22 protein-coding genes are annotated in these 26,240 nt (G+C 62.3%); 9 read left to right on the top strand and 13 right to left on the bottom strand.

Annotated features, from left to right (window positions below; translation table 11 throughout):
- Positions 1-20: 20 nt before the first annotated feature.
- Positions 21-806, bottom strand: coding sequence for a transporter substrate-binding domain-containing protein (locus AB5Y47_RS12475; RefSeq protein ID WP_319883662.1), 786 nt, complete (start codon positions 804-806; stop codon positions 21-23).
- A 338-nt stretch (positions 807-1,144) separates the two neighbouring features.
- On the opposite strand from AB5Y47_RS12475, the gene AB5Y47_RS12470 reads away from it, so the two are divergent.
- Complete coding sequence (locus AB5Y47_RS12470; RefSeq protein WP_069651299.1) at positions 1,145-2,551, top strand: DEAD/DEAH box helicase; 1,407 nt, start codon at positions 1,145-1,147, stop codon at positions 2,549-2,551.
- A gap of 86 nt (positions 2,552-2,637) precedes the next feature.
- On the opposite strand, the gene AB5Y47_RS12465 is transcribed toward AB5Y47_RS12470, so the two are convergent.
- The 4 genes from AB5Y47_RS12465 to cra form a co-directional block, all read right to left on the bottom strand.
- A complete protein-coding gene (locus tag AB5Y47_RS12465) occupies positions 2,638-3,327 on the bottom strand; it encodes an RES family NAD+ phosphorylase (RefSeq protein WP_319883660.1) in 690 nt (229 codons plus the stop codon).
- The gene (locus AB5Y47_RS12460) at positions 3,327-3,731 is read right to left on the bottom strand and encodes an antitoxin Xre-like helix-turn-helix domain-containing protein (RefSeq protein ID WP_039040750.1); all 405 of its coding nucleotides are present in this window, start codon (positions 3,729-3,731) and stop codon (positions 3,327-3,329) included. The genes AB5Y47_RS12465 and AB5Y47_RS12460 overlap by 1 nt, the downstream gene beginning before the upstream one ends.
- 243 nt (positions 3,732-3,974) lie before the next feature.
- On the bottom strand, positions 3,975-5,168 hold the full coding sequence (locus tag AB5Y47_RS12455) for an aromatic amino acid transport family protein (protein WP_041211460.1): 1,194 nt from the start codon (positions 5,166-5,168) through the stop codon (positions 3,975-3,977).
- Between the two features lie 634 nt (positions 5,169-5,802).
- Positions 5,803-6,789: a catabolite repressor/activator gene (gene cra / locus AB5Y47_RS12450; RefSeq protein ID WP_368220274.1), complete on the bottom strand. Its 987-nt coding sequence runs from the start codon at positions 6,787-6,789 to the stop codon at positions 5,803-5,805.
- Positions 6,790-7,096: 307 nt separating this feature from the next.
- Between cra and fruB the strand changes: the two genes are divergently transcribed.
- Genes fruB through fruA form a run of 3 tightly spaced genes read left to right on the top strand, consistent with a single transcriptional unit; the run spans position 7,097 to position 10,907 of the window.
- Positions 7,097-8,197: a fused PTS fructose transporter subunit IIA/HPr protein gene (gene fruB, locus AB5Y47_RS12445; RefSeq protein ID WP_214004726.1), complete on the top strand. Its 1,101-nt coding sequence runs from the start codon at positions 7,097-7,099 to the stop codon at positions 8,195-8,197.
- Positions 8,197-9,186, top strand: a complete 990-nt coding sequence (gene pfkB / locus AB5Y47_RS12440) for a 1-phosphofructokinase (protein ID WP_041215117.1) — start codon at positions 8,197-8,199, stop codon at positions 9,184-9,186. Before fruB ends, pfkB begins: the two co-directional genes overlap by 1 nt.
- Positions 9,183-10,907, top strand: a complete 1,725-nt coding sequence (fruA, locus tag AB5Y47_RS12435; RefSeq protein ID WP_216944289.1) for a PTS fructose transporter subunit IIBC — start codon at positions 9,183-9,185, stop codon at positions 10,905-10,907. The genes pfkB and fruA overlap by 4 nt, the downstream gene beginning before the upstream one ends.
- An 82-nt stretch (positions 10,908-10,989) precedes the next feature.
- Here the strand turns inward: fruA and AB5Y47_RS12430 are convergent, their stop codons facing one another.
- A complete protein-coding gene (locus AB5Y47_RS12430) occupies positions 10,990-11,241 on the bottom strand; it encodes a DUF1289 domain-containing protein (RefSeq protein WP_216944288.1) in 252 nt (83 codons plus the stop codon).
- A 150-nt stretch (positions 11,242-11,391) separates the two neighbouring features.
- Between AB5Y47_RS12430 and mltA the strand changes: the two genes are divergently transcribed.
- Positions 11,392-12,543, top strand: a complete 1,152-nt coding sequence (gene mltA, locus AB5Y47_RS12425) for a murein transglycosylase A (protein WP_114523292.1) — start codon at positions 11,392-11,394, stop codon at positions 12,541-12,543.
- 133 nt (positions 12,544-12,676) lie between these two features.
- Here mltA and yfaE read toward each other — a convergent pair whose 3' ends face one another.
- From yfaE to ubiG, 5 genes are all read right to left on the bottom strand, one after another.
- A complete protein-coding gene (yfaE, locus tag AB5Y47_RS12420; protein WP_327790081.1) occupies positions 12,677-12,973 on the bottom strand; it encodes a class I ribonucleotide reductase maintenance protein YfaE in 297 nt (98 codons plus the stop codon).
- Positions 12,974-13,042: 69 nt separating this feature from the next.
- Positions 13,043-14,176 (bottom strand): class Ia ribonucleoside-diphosphate reductase subunit beta, encoded by a 1,134-nt coding sequence (nrdB, locus tag AB5Y47_RS12415; protein ID WP_010674816.1) that lies wholly within the window; start codon positions 14,174-14,176, stop codon positions 13,043-13,045.
- Between the two features lie 79 nt (positions 14,177-14,255).
- Positions 14,256-16,523, bottom strand: a complete 2,268-nt coding sequence (gene nrdA / locus AB5Y47_RS12410; protein ID WP_039040757.1) for a class 1a ribonucleoside-diphosphate reductase subunit alpha — start codon at positions 16,521-16,523, stop codon at positions 14,256-14,258.
- 588 nt (positions 16,524-17,111) lie between these two features.
- Positions 17,112-17,798, bottom strand: coding sequence for an HAD family hydrolase (locus AB5Y47_RS12405; RefSeq protein WP_201872696.1), 687 nt, complete (start codon positions 17,796-17,798; stop codon positions 17,112-17,114).
- Positions 17,798-18,514: a bifunctional 2-polyprenyl-6-hydroxyphenol methylase/3-demethylubiquinol 3-O-methyltransferase UbiG gene (gene ubiG, locus AB5Y47_RS12400; protein ID WP_201872694.1), complete on the bottom strand. Its 717-nt coding sequence runs from the start codon at positions 18,512-18,514 to the stop codon at positions 17,798-17,800. The genes AB5Y47_RS12405 and ubiG overlap by 1 nt, the downstream gene beginning before the upstream one ends.
- Before the next feature lie 199 nt (positions 18,515-18,713).
- Here ubiG and gyrA point away from each other — a divergent pair, with 199 nt between their 5' ends.
- Together gyrA and AB5Y47_RS12390 are read left to right on the top strand one after the other, a co-directional pair.
- Positions 18,714-21,461: a DNA topoisomerase (ATP-hydrolyzing) subunit A gene (gyrA, locus tag AB5Y47_RS12395; protein ID WP_042017103.1), complete on the top strand. Its 2,748-nt coding sequence runs from the start codon at positions 18,714-18,716 to the stop codon at positions 21,459-21,461.
- A gap of 304 nt (positions 21,462-21,765) precedes the next feature.
- Complete coding sequence (locus AB5Y47_RS12390; protein ID WP_216944285.1) at positions 21,766-21,939, top strand: hypothetical protein; 174 nt, start codon at positions 21,766-21,768, stop codon at positions 21,937-21,939.
- Between the two features lie 6 nt (positions 21,940-21,945).
- On the opposite strand, the gene AB5Y47_RS12385 is transcribed toward AB5Y47_RS12390, so the two are convergent.
- Positions 21,946-23,001 carry a PA0069 family radical SAM protein gene (locus tag AB5Y47_RS12385; protein WP_216944284.1) on the bottom strand — a complete coding sequence of 352 codons (1,056 nt, stop codon included), beginning with the start codon at positions 22,999-23,001 and terminating at the stop codon, positions 21,946-21,948.
- Positions 23,002-23,175: 174 nt separating this feature from the next.
- On the opposite strand from AB5Y47_RS12385, the gene AB5Y47_RS12380 reads away from it, so the two are divergent.
- On the top strand, positions 23,176-23,766 hold the full coding sequence (locus AB5Y47_RS12380; RefSeq protein ID WP_164882852.1) for a tetratricopeptide repeat protein: 591 nt from the start codon (positions 23,176-23,178) through the stop codon (positions 23,764-23,766).
- Positions 23,767-23,769: 3 nt separating this feature from the next.
- Here the strand turns inward: AB5Y47_RS12380 and AB5Y47_RS12375 are convergent, their stop codons facing one another.
- Positions 23,770-23,982: a hypothetical protein gene (locus AB5Y47_RS12375; RefSeq protein WP_257692657.1), complete on the bottom strand. Its 213-nt coding sequence runs from the start codon at positions 23,980-23,982 to the stop codon at positions 23,770-23,772.
- Between the two features lie 325 nt (positions 23,983-24,307).
- Between AB5Y47_RS12375 and thrS the strand changes: the two genes are divergently transcribed.
- On the top strand, positions 24,308-26,236 hold the full coding sequence (thrS, locus tag AB5Y47_RS12370) for a threonine--tRNA ligase (protein ID WP_052815417.1): 1,929 nt from the start codon (positions 24,308-24,310) through the stop codon (positions 26,234-26,236).
- Positions 26,237-26,240 lie beyond the last annotated feature (4 nt).

Genomic DNA, 26,240 nt, shown 5'->3' with positions numbered 1-26,240 from the left:
GATTTTTTCCGGCGCCTGCCTCAGGGGGCCGATGGCGTCGAGAGCGATGGGGGCCGGGTTGCGTCCAGGCGGCAGCGGGGCGGCGCAAAGGCGGGGTCCGGTGAGGGCAGGGTGGCGATGGCGGCATCGATGCGGGCGAGCGCCTCATCGTTCACGGCCTCTTTGGCAAACATCAGGCGCACCGGCTGCTGGTGCAAGAGCACCTGACACTGGATGGCGTCGCTCGCCCCGAGCTGGCCGAGGTGGTAGCGGGCGTACTGCCACTCCATGATGACGCCGTCGAGGCGGCGCGCCAGCAAGAGGGTGAGCAGCCTGTCATCGCTGTTGTATTCACTCGCCTGCCCGAGGGCTGGGCACTCCTCGTTCATCGGCAGGGGGCGGGTACCCCGCAGCTTGCCAAGTCGCAGCCCCTTGGCCTGGCAGAGGGTTGCCAGCTCGGTGAGCCCTTGCCAGCCGTCGGGCTCCCCGGCCTGCGGGCGCTGGCTCAGCAGCACGAAGCTGGCGCGCCGATAGGGGGCGGAGAAGCGGGCGAACCGCTCCCGCTCTGGGGTTTTCAGGGCGCCCATGGCCACGTCCAGCTGCTGGCGCTCCATGAGGTAGAGGGCCCGGGCCCAGGGGAGGTTGCGAAAGGCGGGCTCCACGCCTGCCTTGCCCAGGATCTGGCGGGTCAGGGTCACGTCCAGTCCGCCGAGGGTGCCGTCGGCAGCGATTTGACTGAAAGGGGGCCAGTGGCTCCAGGCCACCGACAGGGTCTCCCTGGCGACGAGGGGCGGGGCGAAGAGCAGGGGCAAGACGAGGCCCAGCATGCGCCGGGCGGTGGGGGTGAACTTCCGTTTCAATCAAAACCTCCTGTTCCGTGTATCGCGCCGTCCCCGGCAGGCTGTGCAGGGGCTTTGATACATACGGCGATTCGGGCCATTTTGTCCTGCCTTTGTCGCTATTTCCAGCCGCGCTGGGAGGTGCATCACATTTTCCTCGTCTAAGTGCGCCAACTCCGTTAGACTGCGCCTCTATTCTTTCCCCTTTGCTCTGCTCCCCGGGGAAATCGTTGTTTTCTCTATAGGCCCGGATCCTGTGAGATGGCATCGGCTCAGCAGAGGAGCCCCACCACGATCTTTGGCGCCCCTATCCCTAGCAGGTAACTATGAGTTTTACTTCCCTCGGTCTGGCCGAACCCTTGTTGCGTGCCGTTGCCGAGCAAGGCTACGACACCCCGTCTCCCATTCAGCAACAAGCGATCCCGGCGGTACTGGCTGGCCGTGATCTGATGGCCGCCGCCCAGACCGGGACCGGCAAGACCGCAGGTTTTACCCTGCCGATGCTGCAGCGTCTGACTGAAAGCAAGCGCAAGGTCTCCCCGAATCGCATCCGTGCCCTGGTGCTGACCCCGACCCGCGAGCTGGCCGCCCAGGTGGGCGAGAGCGTGCGCAACTACGGCAAACACCTGCCGATCCGCAGCCACGTGGTATTTGGCGGCGTGAGCATCAACCCGCAGATGATGGCGACCCGCCGTGGTCTGGACGTGCTGGTGGCCTGCCCGGGCCGCCTGATGGATCTCTACAACCAGAACGCCGTCAAGTTCGACGAAGTGGAGATCCTGGTACTGGACGAAGCGGATCGCATGCTCGACATGGGTTTTATCCGCGACATCCGCCGCATCCTGGCCCTGCTGCCGAAGAAGCGCCAGAACCTGCTGTTCTCCGCCACCTTCGCCGACGAAATTCGCGAGCTGGCCACCGGTCTGCTGGACAACCCGGCGGTGATCGAAGTGACCCCGCGCAACAGCACCGCCGAGCGCATCGAGCAGTTGGTACACCCCTGTGACAAGGCCAACAAGATTGCCCTGCTGAGCCATCTGGTCACCAGCAACGACTGGCAGCAGGTGCTGGTGTTCACCCGTACCAAGCACATGGCCAACCGCGTTGCCGAGACCCTCGACAAGAATGGCGTCAGCGCCGCCGCCATCCACGGCAACAAGAGCCAGGGTGCCCGTACCCGTGCCCTGGCCGGTTTCAAGGATGGCAGCGTCAAGGTGCTGGTGGCGACCGACATCGCCGCCCGTGGTCTGGACATCGACAAACTGCCGCAGGTGGTCAACTTCGAGCTGCCGAACGTGGCGGAAGATTACGTGCACCGTATCGGCCGTACCGGTCGTGCCGGCGCTGCCGGTCACGCCATCTCCCTGGTCGCGGCCGATGAAGGCAAGCTCATCAAGGCCATCGAGCGGCTGACCAAGCAGAACATTCCGTGCGAGCAGGTGGCCGGTTTTGAAGCCTCCCGCGAGACCCTCGACAACATCGCCCGTGGTATCGGCGCACCGCTGCGCAAAGAGCCGCGGGATCCGAGCGAGCAGCGCCGTGCGCCGCGTCCGCAAGGTCAAGGCCAGCGTCAGGGTGCCGGTCGCTCCGGCAATGGCGCCGGTGGTAACGGCGGTGGCAATCGCACTGGCAACGGTGGCAAGCCCAAGCCCCAGGGTGGTCAGCGTCCGGCTGATGGTGCCGCGAAGCCGGCCCAGGCCCGTCGTCCCCGTCGCGCCAGCCACAACCAGTAAGCGGTCAGGGAGCCAGGCTTCCCCACTGTTCGGTTGATACAAAAAGCCCCGCCAATCTGGCGGGGCTTTTTTTGTCCTGGTAGACGCTATTCACCGTAGAGGCGGATCTCCAGCACATGGGTGATGGCCTCGCCGCTCCAGTGGTACTCCAGATGACGGGCGTGGTCCACCCGGCTGACCAGACGGGGGCGATAGAGCACGTGACAGTCGTGACCGGGGTGGCGCACCGAGCGGTAGTGGATGCCGTCCGCCCCGGCGACCTTCTGCTCCCGGGCGAAGGCCTGGGCGGGGCCGTAATCGGTGGCGTGATAGAGGGGGCCTGGCAGAAACGCCGGGCCCGTGATGTCGATGAGGCTGGCGCTGAACTTCGCCTGGATCACCCGCATCTGCACCTTCTGGGCTGGCTCCCGGGTGTACCCGAAGATCCGCTCCCTGTGGTAGACCGTCTCCTTGATGCCGGTGTCGAGGGAGGGGGCACAATAGTAGCCGCCAAAGTCCCCCGTGGTGAAACGGCCACCCTCGGGATTGAGGTGGGTGAAGGCGGCCATCACATAGCTGCCGCCGGGCAGCCCCACCAGCCAGTCTTCCCTGGGCACCCGCATCAGCTCGCCCGCCTCTTCCCTCAGCCTGTCGTTGGTCAGGGCCTCGACGGCCCAGACCGCCTCCAGCTCGTCGGCGGTAGCGACGTCTTCATAGAGGCAGATGGGGGGAAAGCGGCTCGGAATGATGCGATAGGCGCAGGCATTGTGGAAGGCGCGCAAGGGCGGGGAGGACATCAGGCCATCTCCCCGCGCCAGGCGTGCAGCCGGGTGGCCACTTCGTAGAGATCGGCCACCCGCCCACCCTGCATGACCTCCATGGCGCTGCGCCCGGCAAAGAAGGGGTGGCTGTTGGGTTTGCGCACCCAGCCATAGATGCTCTCATCCAGGCTGAACAGCAGCCGCAGGCTCTTGTGGATGTTGAGTAGATAGCTCATCCGCTCCTGGAGATCGGCGCTCAGCCGAATGCCGCCGCTGGCCTCCTTGTACTTGTTCAGGGTGGAGCGGGAGGTAATGCCAAGCAGCCTGAGCTGTTCATCCGTGCTGCACTGCCATTTGTCCAGGATGCGAAACACCACGGGCAGGGCCTTGCTGGGATCGACGGCGGGCTGTTGCCGGGGGAGAGATGCGGTAGCGGCCATGTTGCCTCCCGGGTTGGCGTGCCAGACGGGCACGGGATCATGGGTTGTCTGCTAAGCAGTGTAGGGCAGGGGCACAGTCATGTACATATCTATACATGGTTGCACTCAAATGTTCATTGTTGGATGGGCTTCTCGAGGAGGGGCGCGGGTCGGCCAAGTGAGCCCGTGCCAATGAAACGCCCCGCCAACTGGGTTGGCGGGGCGTGTCTCTTTGCGGCGTTTCTGTTTGTCGGGACGGGGAGATCAGAGGGCGGGCAGCAACCCCATGCTGACGCTGACCTGTACCCCGACGATGAGTACCCCCATGGCACCGGCCAGACCCAGGGCCAGCACGCCACCCGGGACGCGGTAGTGGTCTGCCTCGGCCTGCTTGCGGCTCTGCCACACCAGGGCCACCGGCAGCAGCACCGCCAGCACCGCCAGCGCAATGGCGGCGTAACCGAGCGCCATGATGAAGCCTTGCGGGAAGTAGAGGGCGAACAGCAGGGGCGGCACGAAGGTGATGAGGCCCGTCTGGGTGCGGCCCTGCCAGTTGTCCTTGCGACGGGTCACCTTGGCCATGAAGTCGAACAGTCCCAGGGTCACCCCGAGGAAGGAGGTGGCGAGCGCGAGATCCGCAAACAGATGCATCGCCTGGTTGAAGGCGGGCCAGCTCACCAGGCCGCCGACGTTGGCCAGCAGGCTGTCCAGGGCGCCGCCGGTCTGGATCAGGGATTGCTGGCCCAGCAGCCCCAGTATGGCGACCTGCCACAGCACGTAGAGCACGAGCGGCAAGGCGGAGCCCCACACGAAGACCCGGCGCAATTGCCTGGGGTTGTCTCCGAGGTAGAGCATGACACTCGGGATGGAGCCGTGGAAGCCGAAGGAGGTGAAGATGACCGGCAGGCCCGCCAGCAGCAAGCCTTCCCCGAGGGGCATGGAGAGCAGGTGCTGCCCCTGGGCGCGGGGCAGCAGCAGCGCCAGCACCGCCACCATGATCACCAGCTTCACGGTGAACATCAGGCGGTTGAGGTAATCCACCTGCCTAGTGCCGACACACACCATGCCGCCAAACAGCAGGGTAAAGACCCAGGCCGCCTGCTCCTGGCCGAGGGGCAGGCCGGCATCGGCCAGTGCCTGGGCCAGCAGGCTGCTGCCGCCGCTGATGTAGGCGGAGGCCAGGGCGTAGAACAGCATCAGGATGCAGAAGGAGGCGATGCCCTTGCCCCAGGGGCCGAGCAGGTGATCCGCCAGCTGGTGCAGGTACCACTTGCCGGTGCTGAGGCTGGCTTCCACCTGCAGCATGGCGGTGAAGGCCATCAGGGCCCAGAGGCCGATCATCAGCATCAGGGTGGCGGGGCCGCCCAGGGACGAGGAGGCCAGCGGCAGGGCCAGCATGCCGGCGCCTATGGTGGTGCCGGCAATCAACAGGGTACAACCCAGGGTCTTGGTATTCATGTCATCCATCCGAAAGTGAGGGGCGCTGTTGCAAACAAGAGAGAGCCAGTTGGCTGTGTCGGGAGACGCCTCCGGGGAAAAGCCGGAGGCTAGCAATATCGGTGTGGATACATCTGTACCTGAAACCTGTCAGTTGTAAAAATTGGTTGCCAAGTTAGCGGATTGAAATGGCGGAAACAACCCCTTAAAAGCGGATTTTGTGCTGTAGCAAGCCGAAGGGTGGCAATAAAAAGTGACACATTGCGCCATGCGCCGAAAAAACGCGCCCCTCAGGGGGAGGCTGCCCGTCAGGCTGCGTTGCGGGTCGACATCGAGAGCGCCCGCGTTGGCGGCAACAGGGCTTGCAGAGGGTAACACGGGGCCCTGGTGGTGCGACTGGCCCGATATAAGCAAACATCGGGTCATACTCCCAAAAGCCATCATTTTCACTTATAGCGAGCCGAGGCGCCGATAAACGTGCCCTGGCGCGGGGTGGCCAACCCTGCCGGCGGGGTTGCCGCCCGGCAGATCACCTCAAAGTCAGAAGGCGAAGGGCAAAAGCTGAGACAACAGGGGAGAACACAAGCAGGTGTGGGGGAGCAGGCTCAGGGGCTGGCACTGCGGGCCGCCCCCGGGGTGGTGCGTCGTGGTCGGGTCAGCGGCGGCGTTTGAGGGTACGGCTCACATAGTGCAGGCCGCTCTGGTAGTCGCCATTGACCGCCTTGAGGGCCAGCGCCAGGGCCTGGCTTGCCAGGGCGTCGTGCTGCTGGGGCAGGGAGTTGATGCCAAAGGGGAGGAAATCGAGCAGGCGGTCATCCCCGAAGGTAGCCATGGCGAGCTGGCTCATGTCGGCCTCCTGCTCCAGCAGGTAGTCGAGCACCCCCTCCATCAGGATGTAGGAGGTGGTGATCAGCGCCTCGGGCAGTTGGCCGAGCTGCTGATGGAGCGTCTTGATCAGGCGATACCCTTCGGTGCGCGAGAAGTGGGCCCCTTCACACAGGTGGCGGGTCGCACTGTGGCTGGCAATCGCCTGTTCGAAGCCCGCTTTTCGCTCCTGACTGATCGTCAGTTCCGGCAGTGCAGTGATCAAGGCGATATGACCGATGGCCGGGGTGAGCAGGGAGGCGGTGAGGTCCAGGCTCGCCTTCTGGTTTTCACTCGCCACGGTGACGAAGTGCTCGGTGGCCATGGCACGGTCGATGGCGAGGATCTGCACGCCCCGGGACTGCTGCTCCAGGTAGAAGGGATCCACCGGGGGGAGGCAGCTTGCCACCAGGAGCGCGTCCACATGGCGGCTCACCAGCATCCGGGCCAGCTCCTTTTCGGTGTCCGGATCGTCCTCCGAGCAGACGATGAGCAACTGATATCCCTGGGTGCGGGCCCCTTGCTCCAGGCGCTTGGCGAGCTTGGCGTAACTGGCGTTTTCGAGGTCGGGCAGGATGAAGCCGAGGGTGCGGGTCTGGCCGCCGCGCAGGGAAGCGGCGCGGCTGTCCGGCTGATAGTTGTGGGCATGGACCACGGCCATCACCTTGTCGCGGGTTGCCTGGCTGATGCGGTATTGATCGGCCTTGCCATTGATCACATAGCTGGCGGTGGTGCGAGAGACACCGGCCAGCGCGGCGATTTCATCCAGTTTCATCATGTTGGCTCTGTTTGAGTTGCAAGGCCCGCGCCGGTTCCTGGTTGGGGCGCCGAAAAGTGTGCGCGGGATCATATCATTGAAACGTACTTTCTGCGGGATCTTGAACAATGCGCTGAAACGATTCAGTCTGAGTGTAAGTGAAACGATTCAGCTTGTCAGTAACGGATGATTATCTGCACTTGGAAATGGGTTCCGGCTCACCAAAGCGAGAGATCACCGTCTATTGTCAGCAGGCAAGTTACCCAAAAATCGAGTTGAGTTGAGCCGGTACGCCGCGAGGCGAAGCCGGACCTGATGGAGAATCTCTATGTTGAAGTTGGCGCGACAGCAAATTCTGCTGGGACAATCGGTGACGACCAAGGCGGACGCCATCGCCCTGCTGGCAAGCAAACTGACCGACGCCGGTCTGGTTGAAGCAGGTTACGTGGACGGCATGCTGGCGCGGGAAGCGCAGCACGCCACCTATCTTGGCAGCGGTATCGCCATTCCCCACGGCACCACGGACACCCGTCATCTGGTGAAGAGCACCGGCGTCATGGTGGCCCAGTTCCCCCACGGCATCGAGTGGGACGAGGGGCAGATTGCCTACGTCGCCATCGGCATCGCCGCCAAGTCCGACGAGCACCTGGGGATCTTGCGCCAGCTCACCCACGTGCTGGGTGACGAGCAGGCCGCAGCCCAGCTCAAGGGGGCGACCGACGAAGAGACCATCATCAATATCCTGACTGGCGCGACTGCCGCCAAAGAGGTGCAATACCTGACCCTGGCGGACTTCCCGGCCGACGACCAGGACCAGTTGCTGCTGGGGGCTGCGGCCCGCGCCAAATCCGCAGGCTGGGGAGACGCCGCCATGGTGAGCGCCCTCCTGGCCAGTCAGCCTGTTCACCTGGGGGAGGGCATCTGGCTGGCCCGTGCGCAAGCGGCCCAGACCGGTTGGGTGCTGGCCACCCCGAGCACCCCGCTGAACGTCGGTGAATTGCCGGTCAGCGCCCTGCTGCTGCTGTGTGCCGCAGATAGCGGCCATTTGCCGCAACTCGAGAATCTGGCCAAGCTGGCCGCAGCCGGCCAGCTGGCCACCCTCTCTGGCAACGACGGTCTTGCCATGTTGCAGGCGGGTCCGGCGAGCGGGCTGTCCGAGACCTTCACTATCATCAACCCCCACGGTCTGCACGCCCGTCCGGGCGCCATGCTGGTCAAGGTGGCCAAGGAGTATGAATCCGACATCCGCGTTGCCAACCTCGATGGCAGCGGTGAAGCCGTCTCTGCCAAGAGCCTGATGAAGGTGATCGGGCTTGGGGTCAAGTGCGGTCATCGTCTGGCGTTTCGCGCCGAAGGAGCGGATGCCGAAGCAGCCCTCAAGGGCATTGGCGAAGCCATTGCCGCCGGCTTGGGCGAGGGGGCGCACTGATGGACATCGTCACCATCACCCTCAATCCCGCGCTCGATCTCACCACCCGTCTGGAGGCCATGCACCCTGGCGAGGTCAATCTGGTGAGCGAGGCCAACTTGCGCGCAGCGGGCAAGGGGATCAACGTCGCCATGGTCTTGAAAGATCTCGGCCGTGACGTAGGCCTGACCGGCTGGCTCGGTGAGGGCAACCAGCAGAGCTTCGTCTCCCTGTTCGAGGAACGTGCCCTTGCCGATCACTTCGTGCGCGTGGCGGGCGACACCCGGATCAACGTCAAGATCTCCGAACAATCCGGCCGGGTGACCGATCTCAATCTGCCGGGACTCGCCGTGCAGGAAGGCGATGTCAGCGCCCTGGAAGCGGCGCTGGAGCGACTGGCTCCCCACTCCGACTGGTTCGTGCTGGCGGGCAGCCTGCCCAAAGGGGTGGCCCCCGATTACTGCGCGCGCCTCATTCGCCTGCTCAAGGCTAAGGGCAAGCAGGTGATCTTCGATTGCAGCGGCGCGGCGTTGAGCGAAGGGATCAAGGCGGCGCCGACGCTGGTCAAACCCAACCTGGAAGAGCTGAGCCAGTGGGCCGGTCGCCCCGTGAAGACCCTGAGCGAGCAGGCCGAGTGCGCCCGCGCGCTGCAGGCCAGCGGGATCCCCAACGTGGTGATCTCCAATGGTGCCGACGGCCTCATCTGGTTTGCACCGGATGCCACCTGGCAGGCGATTCCGCCGCGCATGGAGGTGGTCAGCACCGTGGGTGCCGGCGACTCCCTGGTGGCGGGCCTGGTCCATGGCATGAGCCTGGACTGGACGCCGGAGCAGACCCTGCGTCTGGCCACCGCCGTCTCGGCACTGGCGGTGAGCCAGGTCGCGGTCGGCTTCAACGATATCAATGTGCTCAAACCGTTACTCGAGCAGGTGCGCGTACAGCGTCTGGATGATCTGGCACCGACTCAACCCCAACCCCATTTGATGGCTAACTCAGGAGATGCCCAATGAAAGCAATTCTGGTTACGGCTTGCCCGGCGGGCATTGCCACCAGCTTTCTCGCTGCAAAACGGATAGAACAGCAGGCCAAACTGGCTGGCTGGGAGCTCACCCTCGACGTCGAGTCCAGCGTGCAGCCCCGTCAGGTTCCCTCGAAAGAGCAGATTGCCGCCGCCGACCTGGTGCTGGTCGTTGCCAGCGCACCGGTGGATCTGGCCGCCTATGACGGCAAGTCGCTCTATCGGGGCGACATGGATCTGGCGCTCCAGGATCCCGCTGCCCTGCTGGAAGCCGCGCGAAGCGGTGCCAGCGTCTATCGCCATGAGGCGGCACCTGTGGTTGCCAAACTGGCCAGCGGTGCCAAGCGCATCGTGGCGGTGACGGCCTGTCCGACCGGGGTGGCCCACACCTTCATGTCGGCCGAGGCCCTGGAGACCATGGCCAAGCAGCTGGGTCACCAGATCCGCGTCGAAACCCAGGGCTCGGTCGGTGCCCAGAATGCCTTGACGGCGGACGAGATTGCCGCCGCCGATCTGGTGTTCCTCGCCACTGACATTGAGGTGGACATGGCGCGCTTTGATGGCAAGCCGGTCTATCGCACCAGCACGGGGGCGGCGCTCAAGAAAACCCGGGCCGAGCTCGACAAGGCCTGGACCGAGGCGAAGGTCTATCGCCACAGCGGCGCGGCTGCGGTCAAGAAAGAGGAAAAGGCGGGCCCCTACAAGCACCTGCTGACCGGTGTCTCCTTCATGCTGCCCATGGTGGTGGCGGGGGGCCTTATCATCGCGCTCTCCTTCATCTTCGGCATTGAAGCGTTCAAGGAAGAGGGGACGCTGGCCGCGGCCCTGATGAAGATCGGTGGCGGCTCCGCCTTCGCCCTGATGATCCCGGTGCTGGCAGGCTACATCGCCTACTCCATCGCCGACCGTCCGGGCCTGGCGCCCGGCATGATCGCCGGTATGCTGGCAAGCTCGCTCGGCGCCGGTTTCCTTGGCGGCATCGTCGGCGGCTTCCTCGCCGGTTACAGCGCCAAGTTCCTGAGTGACAAGGTGCGCCTGCCGGTCACCCTGGAAGCCCTCAAGCCCATCCTCATCATTCCGCTCTTTGCCAGCCTGTTCACCGGTCTGGTGATGATCTACGTGGTGGGTGGCCCGGTGGCGGGCATCATGAACGCCATGACCGAGTTCCTCAATAACATGGGCTCTGCCAACGCCGTGCTGCTGGGTGTCATCATCGGCGCCATGATGTGCTTCGACATGGGTGGCCCGGTCAACAAGGCGGCCTATGCCTTCGGTGTCGGCCTGCTCGCCTCCAAGACCTATGCCCCCATGGCAGCGGTCATGGCCGCCGGCATGGTGCCTGCACTGGGGATGGGGATCGCGACCTTCCTGGCCAGCAGAAAGTTCATCAAGGCGGAGCAGGAAGCGGGCAAGGCCTCCTTCGTGCTGGGTCTGTGCTTCATCTCCGAGGGTGCCATCCCGTTTGCCGCCAAGGATCCCATGCGTGTCATCCCGGCCTGCATGGCGGGCGGCGCCCTGACCGGTGCGCTCTCCATGCTGTTCGGCTGCGAGCTGGTGGCACCCCACGGTGGTCTGTTCGTGCTCTTCATCCCGAACGCCATCAGCCATGTGATGATGTACATCCTGGCGATCGCGGCCGGTTCTCTGGTGACCGGGGTGGCCTACGCCATGCTCAAGCGTGGCGAGGAGCAGGCCAAGCTGGCGACCGCCTGAGGACGTCACGGCGTGACACACCCTTCATGACAAGGCGGCCTTGGGGCCGCCTTTTTTGTTGAGGGGAGGGGCAAAGGGGGATTTAAAAATCCCAGCCCGGCGGGGGCGACGGATCGGCCGCCTCTGCGGCCTGCGCCTTGCGGCGAGCGGCCTCGACCCTGGCCTTGCGGCTGCGGCACAGGCGCATCACCTCCTGCTGCTGGGCAGGGGTCATGGCAAGCCAGTTGAAACGCTCCTCGCGGCTTCGCAGGCATCCCTTGCAATACCCCTTGTTGTTCAGTTCGCAGACCCCGACACAGGGGCTCTGGAGCGGGAAGATTTCGAGCTGTTCCATCCATGACCTCTCACACCTTGTCACCTTGTTATAACCCAGAAGATCACGGCAGGAGAAATCCGTCGTCAGGGGCGTGAAGGCGTTTGCTTTCCCCGGGCAATTTTGGCATCTTCCCCGCCGTGCAAGACACTCGGTGTTATATGAGGACATATGAATAGACATGCGTACTGGTTGGCCGCCGCCGTGGTGGGGCTGGCCGGTTGTGCGGGCAACCCTGAACCGGTCAAGGTGCCCCAGAAGAAGGCGGAATCCGGATGTTTTCTGAACTGCGAGATCCCTGTGAATCTGGGCAAGCAGTATCTGGATGGTGCCCTGCCGGGGGATCTGGTGCGGGTGGAGCGGGTCAACAGCCGCGCCCGCGCCGATTACAGCAAGTTCGGTCCCCAGAGCCGGCTGGTGATGGAACGCTCCGGCCGTATGGCGAGCCGCTATGGGGAGCTCTACCGTCAACTCTCACGCTGGGTCGCCAATGGGGGCAATCCCGCCCATATCACCCAGTACGGCATCAGCCTGGCCCAGCTTGGCGGTGCCGACCGCATGGGCAACGTGCTCTTCACCGGCTACTACTCGCCGGTGCTGGAGGTGCGCCATCGCCCGGACGCCCAGTACAAGTATCCCATCTATGCCATGCCCAACTGCGGCGGTCGCTGCCCGAGCCGGGCCGAGATCCACCGGGGGGCGCTGGCCAACCGGGGGCTGGAGCTGGGCTACAGCAAGTCCCTCATCGACAACTTCCTGATGGACGTGCAGGGTTCCGGTTTCGTTCACTACGGCGATGACGACCGGTTGCAGTACCTCGGTTACAGCGGCAAGAACGGCCACGGCTATGTCAGCATTGGCCGGGTGCTCATCGACCGTGGCGAAGTGCCCAAGGAGCAGATGTCCATGAAGGCCATCAAGGAGTGGGCCAACCGTCAGCCGGAAGAGAGCGTGAAGGAGCTGGTGGAGCAGAACCCCTCCTATGTCTTCTTCGAGCGCCGTCCCACCAACGACGTGGTGGGGGCCGCCGGCATTCCGCTCTTGCCGATGGCGGCGGTGGCTGCCGACAAGACTCTGCTGCCCATGGGCACCCCTATCCTCGCGGAAGTACCGCTGCTGGACAAAGAGGGAAACTGGACCGGCAAGCACCAGCTGCGGCTGCTGATTGCGCTGGATGTGGGGGGCGCGGTGAAGAAGGGCCACCTCGATCTCTACCACGGTATGGGTGAGAAGGCCGGTGTCGCGGCCGGTCACTATAAGCACTTTGGCCGGGTCTGGAAGCTGGGTCTGCACCACGGGCCGACCGCCGCCCCCTGGTTGTAACGCCCCCGGGTTGTAATGTAAGAGGGGCCATGGCCCCTCATTTCCCTCAAGAGACGGGACATTCCCATGAAAAAAGCCGCCGGAGCAATCCGGCGGCTTTTTGTTTGCGGGGCAGATCTGGCGACAAGGGCCGTCAGCCCTTTCGGATATCGAGCTTGATGGCGCCCACCGGCTGGCAGCAGCAGGGGAGGCACTCCCCCTGGGAGACAAAGGCGAGCGGGACGGCGGCGTAGTGCACCTTGCCCGCCAGCAGCGGGGTGCGGCAGGCGCCGCAATAGCCGCTGCGGCACTGGAACTCCACGTGATGGCCGTGGCGCTCCAGGGTCTCCAGCACGCTTTCGCCGGGATGGGGGTGCAGCACACCGTCCAGGGTCTGTACCTGGGGGGCTTGCCCCTCCGGCGCCGTGGTGGTATGCAGGGGCGCGTTCAGGGTGGCGGTGGCGTCACTCACGGACGTCGCTCCCCCGCATCATGGTCTGCCAGCAGAGGTCGCCTTGCATCACAGCTCGAAGTCACCCAGATCGTCGGCGTGCACTTCACTGTCGATCTGACCCACCAGATAGGAGCTTACTTCCACTTCCTGGGGCGCCACCTGCACGTTGTCGGAGGAGAGCCAGGTGTTGATCCAGGGGATGGGGTTCTGCTTGGTGCCGGCAAAGGCCGGTTGCAGGCCGACGGCCGCCATGCGCAGGTTGGTGATGTATTCCACGTACTGGCAGAGGATGTCCTTGTTCAGGCCGATCATGGAACCGTCCTGGAACAGGTACTCGGCCCACTCCTTCTCCTGCAGGGCCGCTTCCTTGAACAGCTCGAAGCAGGCCTGCTCGCACTCGACGGCGATCTCTGCCATGTCGGGGTCGTCGTTGCCGCTGCGCATCAGGTTCAGCATGTGCTGGGTGCCGGTCAGGTGCAGCGCTTCGTCACGGGCGATCATCTTGATGATCTTGGCATTGCCCTCCATCAGCTCGCGCTCGGCGAAGGCGAAGGAGCAGGCGAAGCTCACATAGAAGCGGATTGCTTCGAGGGCGTTGACGCTCATCAGGCACAGGTAGAGCTTCTTCTTGAGCTCCCGCAGGCTGATGGTGACTTCGCGATCCCCGATCCGGTGGGTTCCCTCACCGTGCAGGTGATAGACGGAGGTGGCCTCGATGAGATCGTCATAGAAGTGGCTGATGGAGCCGGCGCGCTTCAAGATCTGCTCGTTGGTTACAATGTCGTCGAACACCTGGCCCGGGTTGTTGACGATGTTGCGGATGATGTGGGTGTAGGAGCGAGAGTGGATGGTCTCGGAGAAGGCCCAGGTCTCGATCCAGGTCTCCAGCTCCGGGATGGAGACCAGGGGCAGCAGGGCCACGTTGGGGCTGCGGCCCTGAATGGAATCCAGCAGGGTCTGGTACTTCAGGTTGGAGATGAAGATGTGCTGCTCGTGGGGCGGCAGAGCCTGGAAGTCGATGCGGTCGTGGGAGACGTCCACCTCTTCCGGGCGCCAGAAGAAGGAGAGCTGTTTCTCGATAAGCCGCTCGAAGATGTCGTGCTTTTGCTGATCATAACGGGCCACGTTGACCGACTGGCCGAAGAACATCGGCTCCTTGAGCTGATCGTTTTGGGTCTGGCAAAAAGTAGAGTAAGCCATGGTTCGAATGCCGTGAAATAGGGAAAACAGGAGGGCGGGAGCTTGAAGCTCCCGCCCGGTTTATCAGTGCGTTTCGCGGTTAGATCTTGCAAGCCCCGCCGGCGCAGCCGTCATCTTGCAGATCGGTCTGGGTGTCGTCGGCACCATCACGGGTGTTGTGATAGTAGAGGGTCTTGAGACCGTATTTGTAGGCGGTCAGCAAGTCCTTGAGCAACTGCTTCATCGGCACCTTGTTGCCTTCGAAGCGGGCCGGGTCGTAGTTGGTGTTGGCGGAGATCGCCTGATCCACGAACTTCTGCATGATGCCGACCAGCTGCAGGTAACCGTCGACGCTCGGCTGTTTCCACAGCAGTTCGTACTGATCCTTCAGGCGGTGGTACTCCGGCACCACCTGCTTGAGGATGCCGTCCTTGGAGGCTTTCACCGACACCAGGCCGCGGGGCGGCTCGATGCCGTTGGTGGCGTTGGAGATCTGGCTGGAGGTCTCGCTCGGCATCAGGGCGGTCAGGGTGGAGTTGCGCAGACCCACGGTCTTGATCTCTTCGCGCAAGGTTTCCCAGTCCAGGTGCAGGGGTTCATTGCACAGGGTGTCCAGATCCTTTTTATAGGTATCGATGGGCAGAATACCCTGGGCATAGGTGGTCTCGTTGAAGGCCGGGCAGGGGCCGAACTCGCGGGCCAGTTGCACGGAGGCCTTCAGCAGGTAGTACTGGATCGCCTCGAAGGTGCGGTGGGTCAGGGCCAGACCGGAACCATCGGAGTAGCGGGCACCGTTTTTCGCCAGGTAGTAGGCGTAGTTGATGACGCCGATCCCCAGAGTGCGGCGGTTCATGCTGCCCTTCTTGGCGGCCTTGAGCGGGTAGTCCTGATAGTCGAGCAGGGCGTCCAGAGCGCGCACGGCCAGTTCGGCCATCTCTTCCAGATCTTCCAGCTTCTCGATGGCGCCCAAGTTAAAGGCGGAGAGGGTGCACAGGGCAATCTCGCCGTCCTCGTCATCCACGTTGTTGAGCGGCTTGGTGGGCAGCGCAATCTCGAGGCAGAGGTTGGACTGGCGCACCGGTGCCACGCTCGGGTCGAACGGGCTGTGGGTGTTGCAGTGATCCACGTTCTGGATGTAGATGCGACCGGTACCGGCGCGCTCCTGCATCATCAGGGAGAAGAGATCCACCGCCTTCAGGGTCTTCTTGCGAATGGCCGGATCCTGCTCGTACTTGACGTAGAGCTCTTCGAACTTGTCCTGGTCCGCGAAGAAGGCGTCATAGAGACCTGGTGCATCGGACGGGGAGAACAGGGTGATGTCACCGCCCTTGATGAGGCGCTGGTACATCAGCTTGTTGATCTGCACGCCGTAGTCCATGTGACGGACCCGGTTCTCTTCCACGCCGCGGTTGTTCTTCAGTACCAGCAGGCTCTCCACCTCGGTGTGCCACAGCGGGTAGAACAGGGTGGCCGCACCGCCGCGCACGCCGCCCTGGGAGCAGCACTTCACCGCAGTCTGGAAGTATTTGTAGAAGGGGATGCAGCCGGTGTGGAAGGCTTCGCCGCCACGGATGGGGCTGCCCAGACCACGGATGCGACCAGCGTTGATGCCGATGCCGGCGCGCTGGGAAACGTAGCGCACGATGGCGCTGGCGGTGGCATTGATGGAATCCAGGCTGTCGTCACACTCGATCAGCACGCAGGAGCTGAACTGGCGGGTCGGGGTGCGCACGCCGCTCATGATCGGGGTCGGCAGGGAGATCTTGAAGGTCGAGACCGCATCATAGAAGCGCTTGATGTAGTCCAGACGGGTATCTTTCGGATACTTGGAGAAGAGGCAGGCCGCTACCAGGATGTAGAGGAACTGCGGGCTCTCGTAGATCTCGCCGGTGACGCGGTTCTGTACCAGGTACTTGCCTTCGAGCTGCTTGACCGCCGCGTAGGAGAAGTCCATGTCGCGCCAGTGATCGAGGTAGCCGTTCAGCTCCTCAAATTCCGCCTGGGTGTAGTCTTCCAGCAGGTGCTTGTCGTACTTGCCCATGTCCACCAGTCTGGCGACGTGCTGATACAGGTGGGGCGGCTCGAACTGGCCGTAGGCCTTCTTGCGCAGGTGGAAGATGGCCAGACGGGCAGCCATGTACTGGTAGTCCGGGCTTTGCTCGGAGATGAGGTCAGCAGCAGCCTTGATGATGGTCTCGTGGATGTCGGCGGTACGGATACCGTCATAGAACTGGATGTGGGACTTGAGCTCCACCTGGGAGACCGACACGTTGTCGAGCTTCTCGGCAGCCCAGTCGAGCACACGGTGAATTTTATCCAGATCGATGGGTTCTTTGTGTCCGTTACGCTTCGTCACAAACAAGTTCATTGGCTGATGACCCCTTTCATTGATACCTGCCGGTATCGGTTGATTCCCGAAAAGCCATCGCACAATGGCGCAACCCGGCTCCGTCTGTCGAGGGAAACTGGGCAGGGATTGTGCGATGAATCACAAGATGTAGTGTTATTTTTAATGCGAACTACAAGATAGTGAGGTCGATGCGGTAATGCAATCTGTGGATAACGCATTAGCTGTGGATAAATTGTGGGTGTCGGGACGGGAGTTAGTGGACGCTCACAGCGAACGGGTTTTCATCCGTCCGATCCGTCAAATGCAAGTCCGGCGATCGAAGATGGAAAATTAAAATAACTTTTTTTGCTTGCGAAAGCAGGGTGTTTTTACTAGCAAATCCGGCCTGCTCATCCCTTGTGCAGTCAGGGTCAAAAGGTGTCCTGTTACGCCGTTCGGGGGGTTGCCAAGCCCATAAAAAGAGGGATCGTCCGGGATCCCTCTGGTGTGCTGCGGGGGGAGCTGCGCGCCGGGGCCGATGCCCACATGGCCATCGGGACATCATCAAAGTTGCCCCGCAGATCCACCTCTATCCGGATGCCTTGTCGGTCATGGGCAATGAACGTGTCAGCTCAGCTCGTAACGCAGCCAGTGGTGCAGGGCCTGCACGGTATCAAAGTGAAGATCGGCGCCCCAGAGGGCCGGATCCTCGTCATCATTGAGATAACCCCAGCCAGCCACCGCGGTACGCATGCCGGCATTGCGGCCAGCCTCGATGTCTCGCACGTGATCCCCTACATAGAGACACTGGCTCGCCGCGATACCGAGCCGCTCGCAGGCAAAGAACATGGGGGCGGGGTCGGGCTTGCGCACCGGCAAGGTGTCGGCGCTCACCGTCACGCCGCAACTGGCGAGTTCGGGAAGGGCTGCCAAGAGCGGTTCGGTGAGAAAACCCGGCTTGTTGGTGACAATGCCCCAGGGCAGCTTTTTCTCGTCGAGCCACTCGATGAGATCCACCATGCCTTCATAGGGACGGGTGCCGACGCAGAGGTTGGCGGCGTAGTAGTCGAGCAGGGCGGTGCGAAGGCGGGTGGCCCCCAGCTCCTCCAGCAGCTCGTCCCCAAGACCGGCCCTGAGCAGCCCGAGGGCCCCGTGGGAGGTGGTCTGACGGATGATGTCGTCAGAGAGCGGGGCAAAGCCTTCGCTTATCAGCACGTGATTGACGGCGGCGCCAAGGTCTGGGGCGGTGTCGAGCAGGGTGCCGTCCAGATCAAACAGCACGCAGCGCAGGGGCATCGGGTGAGGTGTGCTCATCAGCCTTGCTCCGGGCGCTCGAACGCCACCATGTAGTTGACGTCGACATTCTTGCCGAGCTTGAAGCTGTTGGAGAGCGGGGCGTAGTGAACGCCGCTCATGTCCCGCACCAGCAGGCCCGCCGCTTCCCCCATGCGACAGAGTTCGGCGGGGGTGATGAACTTCTTGTGATCGTGAGTGCCCTTGGGGACCATCTTCATCAGGTACTCGGCCCCGAGGATCATCATCAGATAGGCTTTGGGGTTGCGGTTGATGGTGGAGACGAACACCTTGCCCCCCGGTCGTACCAGGATGGCGATGGCGCGCAGCACCGAGGCCGGGTCCGGCACGTGCTCCAGCATCTCCATGCAGGTAACCACGTCATACTGGCCAGGCGCTTCATCGGCGTGGGCTTCGGCGGTGATCTGGCGGTACTCGAGCTCCACACCTTGTTCCAGCGCGTGCAGGCGGGCGACGCCGAGGGGTTCCTTGCCCATGTCGATGCCGGTGACCCGGGCCCCCCGGCGGGCCATGCTCTCGGAGAGGATGCCGCCACCGCAGCCGATGTCGAGCACGCGCTTGCCAAACAGGCCGCCGCTCTTGTCGGTGATCCAGTCAAGGCGCACCGGGTTGATTTGATGCAGCGGCTTGAATTCGCCCTCCATGTCCCACCAGCGGGAGGCGATGGCTTCAAATTTGGCGATTTCTGTCAGATCGACATTGGCATCACTATTCATGTTTTGATGATCCTGTGGCAAGGCGCGCAGCGGGCTGGGCGCGCGCAATCTATTGTCCTGGCGCGCATTATAACGGACCGACCTCGTCGCACCAGCCCGATGTGCTCATCGGATTTGTGGCTTAATGTATTTGGCTCAGTGTGTTACCATGTCGCGCTGTTTAAGCCAAAGAACAACTAATTAGGGATTAAGGCTTTCTATGAGCGATCTGGCCAGAGAGATCACGCCGGTCAACATCGAAGAAGAGCTCAAGAGTTCCTATCTGGATTACGCCATGAGCGTGATCGTAGGACGAGCTCTGCCGGATGTGCGTGATGGCTTGAAACCGGTTCACCGCCGCGTTCTGTATGCAATGAACGAGCTGGGGAACGACTGGAACAAGCCCTATAAAAAATCGGCCCGTGTGGTCGGTGACGTAATCGGTAAATATCACCCGCATGGCGACAGCGCCGTGTATGACACCATCGTCCGCATGGCGCAGGATTTCTCCATGCGCTACATGCTGGTCGACGGTCAGGGCAACTTCGGTTCGGTGGACGGCGACAACGCCGCGGCCATGCGTTACACCGAAGTGCGGATGGCGCGCATCTCCCACGAGCTGCTGGCCGATCTGGACAAAGAGACCGTGGACTGGGTGCCTAACTACGACGGCACCGAGATGATCCCGGCTGTCATGCCCACCAAGGTCCCCACCTTGCTGGTCAACGGCTCCTCCGGTATCGCGGTGGGCATGGCGACCAACATCCCGCCTCACAACCTCACCGAGATTGTCAACGGTTGCCTGGCGCTGATCGAAAACGGCGACCTCACCATTGACGAGCTGATGACCCATGTCACCGGCCCGGATTTCCCCACCGGCGGCATCATCAACGGCCGTTCCGGCATCGTGCAGGCGTACCGTACCGGTCGCGGCTCCGTCTATGTGCGGGCCAAGGCCGAGGTGGAAGTGGACGAGAAGACCAGTCGCGAGACCATCATCGTCCACGAGATCCCCTATCAGGTGAACAAGGCTCGCCTGATCGAGAAGATCGCCGAGCTGGTCAAAGAGAAGAAAATCGAGGGCATCAGCGCCCTGCGCGATGAGTCCGACAAGGACGGCATGCGCATCGTCATCGAGATCAAGCGCGGCGAGTCCGGCGAGATTGTGCTGAACAATCTCTACAAGCACACCCAGATGCAGACCACGTTCGGCATCAACATGGTGGCGCTGGACAACAACCAGCCCAAGGTGATGAACCTCAAAGAGATCCTGGATGCGTTCCTGCTGCACCGCCGTGAAGTGGTGACCCGCCGGACCGTGTTCGAGCTGCGCAAGGCGCGGGATCGGGCGCACATCCTGGAAGGGTTGGCGGTGGCATTGGCCAACATCGACCCCATCATCGAGCTTATTCGCCACAGTGCGACCCCGGCGGATGCGAAAGCCGCCCTGGTAGCCAAGGGCTGGGAGCTCGGCAACGTGGCCGCCATGCTGGAAAAAGCGGGCGACGACGCGGCTCGCCCCGAGTGGCTGGAGCCGGAGTTCGGCATCCGTGAAGGGCAGTACTTCCTGACCGAGATCCAGGCCCAGGCCATCCTTGACCTGCGTCTGCACAAGCTGACCGGCCTCGAGCACGAGAAGATTCTGGAAGAGTATCAATCTCTGCTGGATCTCATCGCCGAGCTGCTGCACATCCTGGCAAGCCCGGAACGCCTGATGGAAGTGATCCGTGACGAACTGCTGGCCGTGCGCGAGCAGTACGGCGACGAGCGTCGCACCGAGATCAGCATGTCCAGTGCCGAGATCAACATCGAAGATCTGATCACCCCGGAAGACGTGGTCGTTACCTTGTCTCACCAGGGCTATGTGAAGTATCAGCCGCTCTCGGACTACGAGGCCCAACGCCGCGGTGGTCGTGGCAAGTCGGCCACCCGGATCAAGGAAGAGGACTTTGTGGAGCGTCTGCTGGTGGCCAACACCCACGACACCATTCTGTGCTTCTCCACCCGTGGCAAGGTCTACTGGCTCAAGGTGTATCAGCTGCCGGAAGCGTCCCGTGGCGCCCGCGGTCGTCCGATCATCAACCTGCTGCCGCTGGATGAGGGTGAGCGCATCACCGCCATCCTGCCGGTGAAAGAATATGACGCCGACAAGTATGTCTTCTTCGCCACCGCCAACGGCACCGTGAAGAAGACCAGCCTGTCTGACTTCAGCCGTCCGCTCTCCTCCGGTATCCGTGCCATCAACCTCAAAGAGGGTGATGAGCTGATCGGGGTGGACATCACCGATGGCAGCAACGAGATCATGCTGTTCTCCGATGCGGGCAAGGTGGTTCGCTTCGCGGAAGGCAGCGGTCGCGCCGATGCCGATGCCACTGACGAAGTCGACACCGACGACGACGCCGGCAACGATGATGATGGCAGTGACAACGGCGAAGGCACCGAAAGCAAGGGCACCTTCAAGGGCGTACGTCCCATGGGTCGTACCGCTGCCGGTGTGCGCGGCATCAAGCTGGGCGCCGGTGACAAGGTGGTCTCCCTCATCGTACCCCGTGGCGATGGTGCCATCCTCACCGCCACCGAGAACGGCTACGGCAAGCGCACCGCGCTGGACGAGTACCCGACCAAGAGCCGGGGTACCCAGGGCGTCATCTCCATCAAGGTGGATGAGCGTAACGGCAAGGTGATCGATGCGATCCAGGTCGAAGATACCGACCAGATCATGCTGATCACCAACGGCGGTACCCTGGTTCGTACCCGGGTGTCCGAGGTGAGCGTCATCGGCCGCAACACCGGCGGTGTGCGTCTGATCCGTACCGGTGAAGACGAGACCGTGGTCGGCCTGCAGCGTGTTGCCGAGAGCGACGAAGAGGAAACCGAGGCCCTGGCTGTTGAAGGGGAGGTGTCTGAAGGCACCGACACCGCAGCGGACGCTGGCGCCGTCGATACCGGGGAGGCGAGCGACGAGTAATCGTCCCCCTTTGTCCGGTGCAAAAGAGCGACCTTGATGGTCGCTCTTTTTTTGTCCGCCTCACCGCAGGCTCTCCCCGTCCTTGTGCTTGCCCAGCAGCTCTCTTCTCTGGTGCCCGGCTCCGTCTGCCGTGCATGCAGCCCTGCCTGCCACGGCGTCATATTCCTGATATGCAGGGTTGACCCCATCGCATCAACACGATTCCTTCACTCGGCTGTCATGGCCCTGTCATGACGGCCAGCCATGCTGCCTGCGTTGAATGAGGCCACCACAGAGGCAGGCATCGCTTGCCAGGAGCACTGTTATGACGAGCTGGGTAATGTGGGAGATCTGGTGGAGCCGGATGTGGGGAGGGCAGGAGAAGGCGCGCCTTAGGGTGGATGAGGAGGAGGTGGCGCACGAGCCATCACGCCTGCCTGCGGAGCTGATTGCACAGCGCCACCCAGCGGGGAGCTGCCCGCCGAGAACACGGGGCTGACGGTGCTCAGAACAGACGCAACTGCTCGCCCGGGCGGATGAAGGCGGCTGTATTGAGTGCTATATGGCGCTTGCCCAGTTGCAGCCGCCTGCTGATCAGGCGAAAGCGCTGGGCGAGCAGGTCGGCAAACTGTCCTTCACCTCGCATGCGGCTACCAAAGGTGGCGCTGTTGAGTGCGCCACCCCGGCTTGCCCGCAGCTGGTTGAGGATCGCCTCTTTCTGGCCGGGATAGTACGTATCGAGCCAGTCGCAAAAGAGGGTGGTGAGCTCGTGGGGCAATCGCAGCAAGATGTAATCCGCACAGCCCGCCCCGGCGTCGACGGCGGCCTTGATGATCTGTTCCAGTTCCGGCTCGTTGAGCCTGGGGATCATGGGGGCGGCGAGCACGCCGACCGGCACACCGGCCTTGGCCAGTCGTTCGATCACCTTGATCCGCCCAACCCCCGTGCTGGCCCTGGGCTCCAGCTGTCGCCTCAGCGTCTCATTGAGGGTGGTGACCGACACCATCACCTGGCATAACCCTTCCCGGGCCAGCTCGGTCAGCAGATCGAGGTCGCGCAGGATCATGGCGCTCTTGGTGATGAGCCCTACCGGATGGCGATGAGCCAGCATCACCGTCAGGAGTTCGCGAGTCAGGCGATAGTGGTGCTCGATGGGTTGATAGGGATCGGTATTGGCCCCCAGCACGATGGTTTGTGGCTGATAGGCTGGCTTGGCAAACTCCCGTCGCAGCAGCTCGGCAGCATTGATTTTGGCAAACAGCTTGCTCTCGAAATCCAGCCCGGGGGAGAGCTCAAGGTAGGCGTGGCTGGGTCTGGCATAGCAGTAGATGCAGCCATGCTCGCACCCCTGATAGGGATTGATGGAGCGACCGAAGGGAAGATCCGGCGAATCGTTGTAGCTGATGATGCTGCGGGCGCTGATCTCCGTCACCTCGGTACGGGGAGCGCTGGCGGCAAATGCCGCGTCCCAGTCGCTCTGACTCCAGCCGTCGTCAACGGTTTCGATTTGCGGGCCGCTGAAGCGGTGCTCGACATTGTGGTTCGCGCCTCGTCCTGCCATCACATCACCAATGCACTGTTTATATATACAGTTATTTTGCTGTGTAGCCCGTCAAACTGCAAGTTCGCAAAGAGCGACCCCATGAAAGAGGGTGAACCCGGGTGATCTCCTGCTTGATCTGTTGCTACATTTCGTTTACATAGACGAAATGCGAACCAGATCACGGAAAATGTCATGCAACCTACTACTGCCCGCTGGCTCTTCATCGCCCTCATTGCGCTGGTCATCTGGCGTCTGATCCCGCTCTCCACCGATCAGGAGCTGGCGGCGGCCAACCGCGCCTGGCGGACAGGGCACTTTGATGAGGCGACCCGGATCTGGTCGCCGCTGGCGGAGCAGGGCCAGCCACGGGCACAGGCGCTGATGGGTTGGAGCCATGAAGTGGGGCAGGGGAGCGAGCAGGATATGGATCGCGCCATCCGACTCTATCGTCAGGCTGCGCAGGCGGGGGACGCTTTCGGCCAGTATCGGCTGGGAGAGGTCTATCTGCGCGGGGCCGGGGTGAAGCGGGATCTGCACGAGGCGTTTCGCTGGATGGAGCTGGCAGCCAGGAACGGTGATGTGCCCGCCATGCTGAAGGTGGGCATCCTGCACCTGATGGGGGTCAACGGGCGGGTTGAACTGGCCGAGGCGAAGCAGTGGCTCTATCAGGCCTCGCAAAAGGGCAACAAGATGGCACTCCAGGTGTTGCAGGAGATGGCGCTGGCCGAGGAGGGGCGCAGCGCCTTCGATTTCAATGGCCACTCTTTTCTGAACGCCGGTTAGGGATCAACGGCTGGCGGTGACTTTGCCGGGCGTCACTTCGGTGACATAGAGGGTACTGCGCTCGGCACTGTGGACGATGCTGCATACCTCCCGCTTGCTGCCATCACCCAGGATCACCAGCTCACCGATATGGACGGGACAGTGAGTCGTGAGAAGGTGATCCGGATGAACCAGCTTTTCTGCATGCTCCGGAAATGAAATGTCGTAGGTGTACATCATGCTCTCCTTGCTTTGGCTGACGCCTCAATCTGGTACAGGGTATGGCAGCAGAAGGGCGCCCTCGCAAGTACGACAGATTGACACCCGCGCTTAGGCGGTATGCAAAATCGCCAAGACAGCTTGTCTGGGTTGTCGCGTCTGATACAATCCCCCGCTGTACCTCTCAATGGATGGCCTTGCACACGCCATATGGTGTGCCACTGCCGTGTACCAACCGTATTGTGAACGGTGAAACTCGGGAGTGAACAGCTGGACATGAAAGGGTTTCTCCAACCTGCATGTGGCCTTTGGTAGGGGTCACCACTGTATAAGGAAACACCTAATGCCAATCATTACTCTGCCTGACGGCAGCCAACGTCAATTTGCCCACGCCGTTTCCGTCATGGATGTGGCCGCGGACATTGGTCCCGGTCTCGCCAAGGCGTGCATTGCCGGTCGGGTAAACGGTGAACTGGTGGATGCCTGTGAGCTGATCGAAACCGATGCCTCCCTGGCCATCATCACCGCCAAAGACGAAGAAGGTCTGGACATTCTGCGCCACTCCTGTGCTCACCTGCTGGGTCATGCCATCAAGCAACTCTGGCCCCAGACCAAGATGGCCATCGGTCCCGTCATCGATAACGGTTTCTACTATGACATCGATCTCGACCGCACCCTGACCGACGAAGATCTGGCTGCCCTGGAAGAGCGCATGCTGGCGCTGGCCGCCAAGGATTACGACGTCATCAAGAAGAAGGTCTCCTGGCAGGAAGCACGTGACGTGTTCGAAGCCCGTGGCGAGACCTATAAGGTCGAGATCCTGGATCAGAACATTGCCCGTGATGACCAGCCCGGTCTGTATCATCACGAAGAGTACATCGACATGTGTCGCGGCCCGCACGTGCCCAACATGCGTCATTGCCACCACTTCAAGTTGCAGAAGATGTCCGGCGCCTACTGGCGCGGCGACTCCAACAACAAGATGCTGCAGCGCATCTACGGCACCGCCTGGGCCGACAAGAAGCAGCTCAAGGCCTATTTGCAGCGTCTGGAAGAGGCCGCCAAGCGCGACCACCGCAAGATCGGCAAGCAGCTCGACCTGTACCACATGCAGGAAGAAGCGCCGGGCATGGTGTTCTGGCACAACGACGGCTGGACCATCTTCCGCGAGCTGGAAACTTTCATCCGCGGCAAGCTCAAAGAGTACGACTATCAGGAAGTGAAAGGCCCCTTCATGATGGATCGCGTGCTGTGGGAGCGTTCAGGTCACTGGGAGAAATACGCCCAGGCCATGTTCACCACCCAGTCCGAAAACCGCGAGTACGCCATCAAGCCGATGAACTGCCCGGGTCACGTGCAGATTTTCAACCAGGGTCTGAAATCCTACCGCGATCTGCCCCTGCGCATGGCCGAGTTCGGCTCCTGCCACCGCAACGAGCCGTCAGGCTCCCTGCACGGCCTGATGCGGGTACGGGGCTTCACTCAGGATGACGCCCACATCTTCTGTACCGAAGAGCAGATCATGGAAGAGGTGTCTGCGTGCATCCGCATGGTCTATGACGTCTACGGCACCTTCGGTTTCGAAAACATCGTGGTGAAGCTCTCGACCCGTCCGGAGCAGCGTATCGGCTCTGATGAAGCCTGGGATCGTGCCGAGGCCGCGCTGGCCGAGGCGCTGGAACTCAACGGCCTGAAGTACGACCTGCAACCGGGCGAGGGGGCTTTCTACGGTCCCAAGATCGAGTTTACCCTGCACGATTGCCTTGATCGTGCCTGGCAGTGTGGTACCGTGCAGCTCGACTTTGCCCTGCCGGGCCGTCTTGGCGCCACCTATGTGGGCGAAGATAACGAGCGTCACATCCCCGTGATGATCCACCGCGCCATTCTGGGTTCGCTGGAGCGCTTCATCGGGATCCTGACGGAAGAGTACGCCGGTCTGTTCCCGACCTGGCTGGCGCCGACCCAGGCCGTGGTCATGAATATCACGGATAACCAGGCCGATTATGCTGTGAAAGTTGCCAAGGCATTGAATGATGCGGGCCTTCGCGCAAAAGCGGACTTGAGAAATGAGAAGATTGGCTTTAAAATCCGCGAGCATACTTTGAAGCGGGTACCTTTCATGCTGGTCTGCGGCGACAAAGAAGTAGAAGCCGGCAAGATTGCAGTGCGTACTCGTAAAGGGGCTGACCTGGGCTCTTATCCTGTTGAAGAGCTGATTGCTCTGTTGACCCAGGAAGTTCAGACCCGCGGACAAAAGAAAGTGGAGGAATAAGCTA

It is taken from the genome of Aeromonas sp. R7-2, assembly GCF_040908105.1.
In the GTDB taxonomy this organism is placed as follows: Bacteria; Pseudomonadota; Gammaproteobacteria; order Enterobacterales; family Aeromonadaceae; genus Aeromonas; species Aeromonas caviae.
The sequence above is the reverse complement of the archived record's forward strand: the minus strand, read 5'-3'. Positions and strand labels throughout refer to the sequence as shown.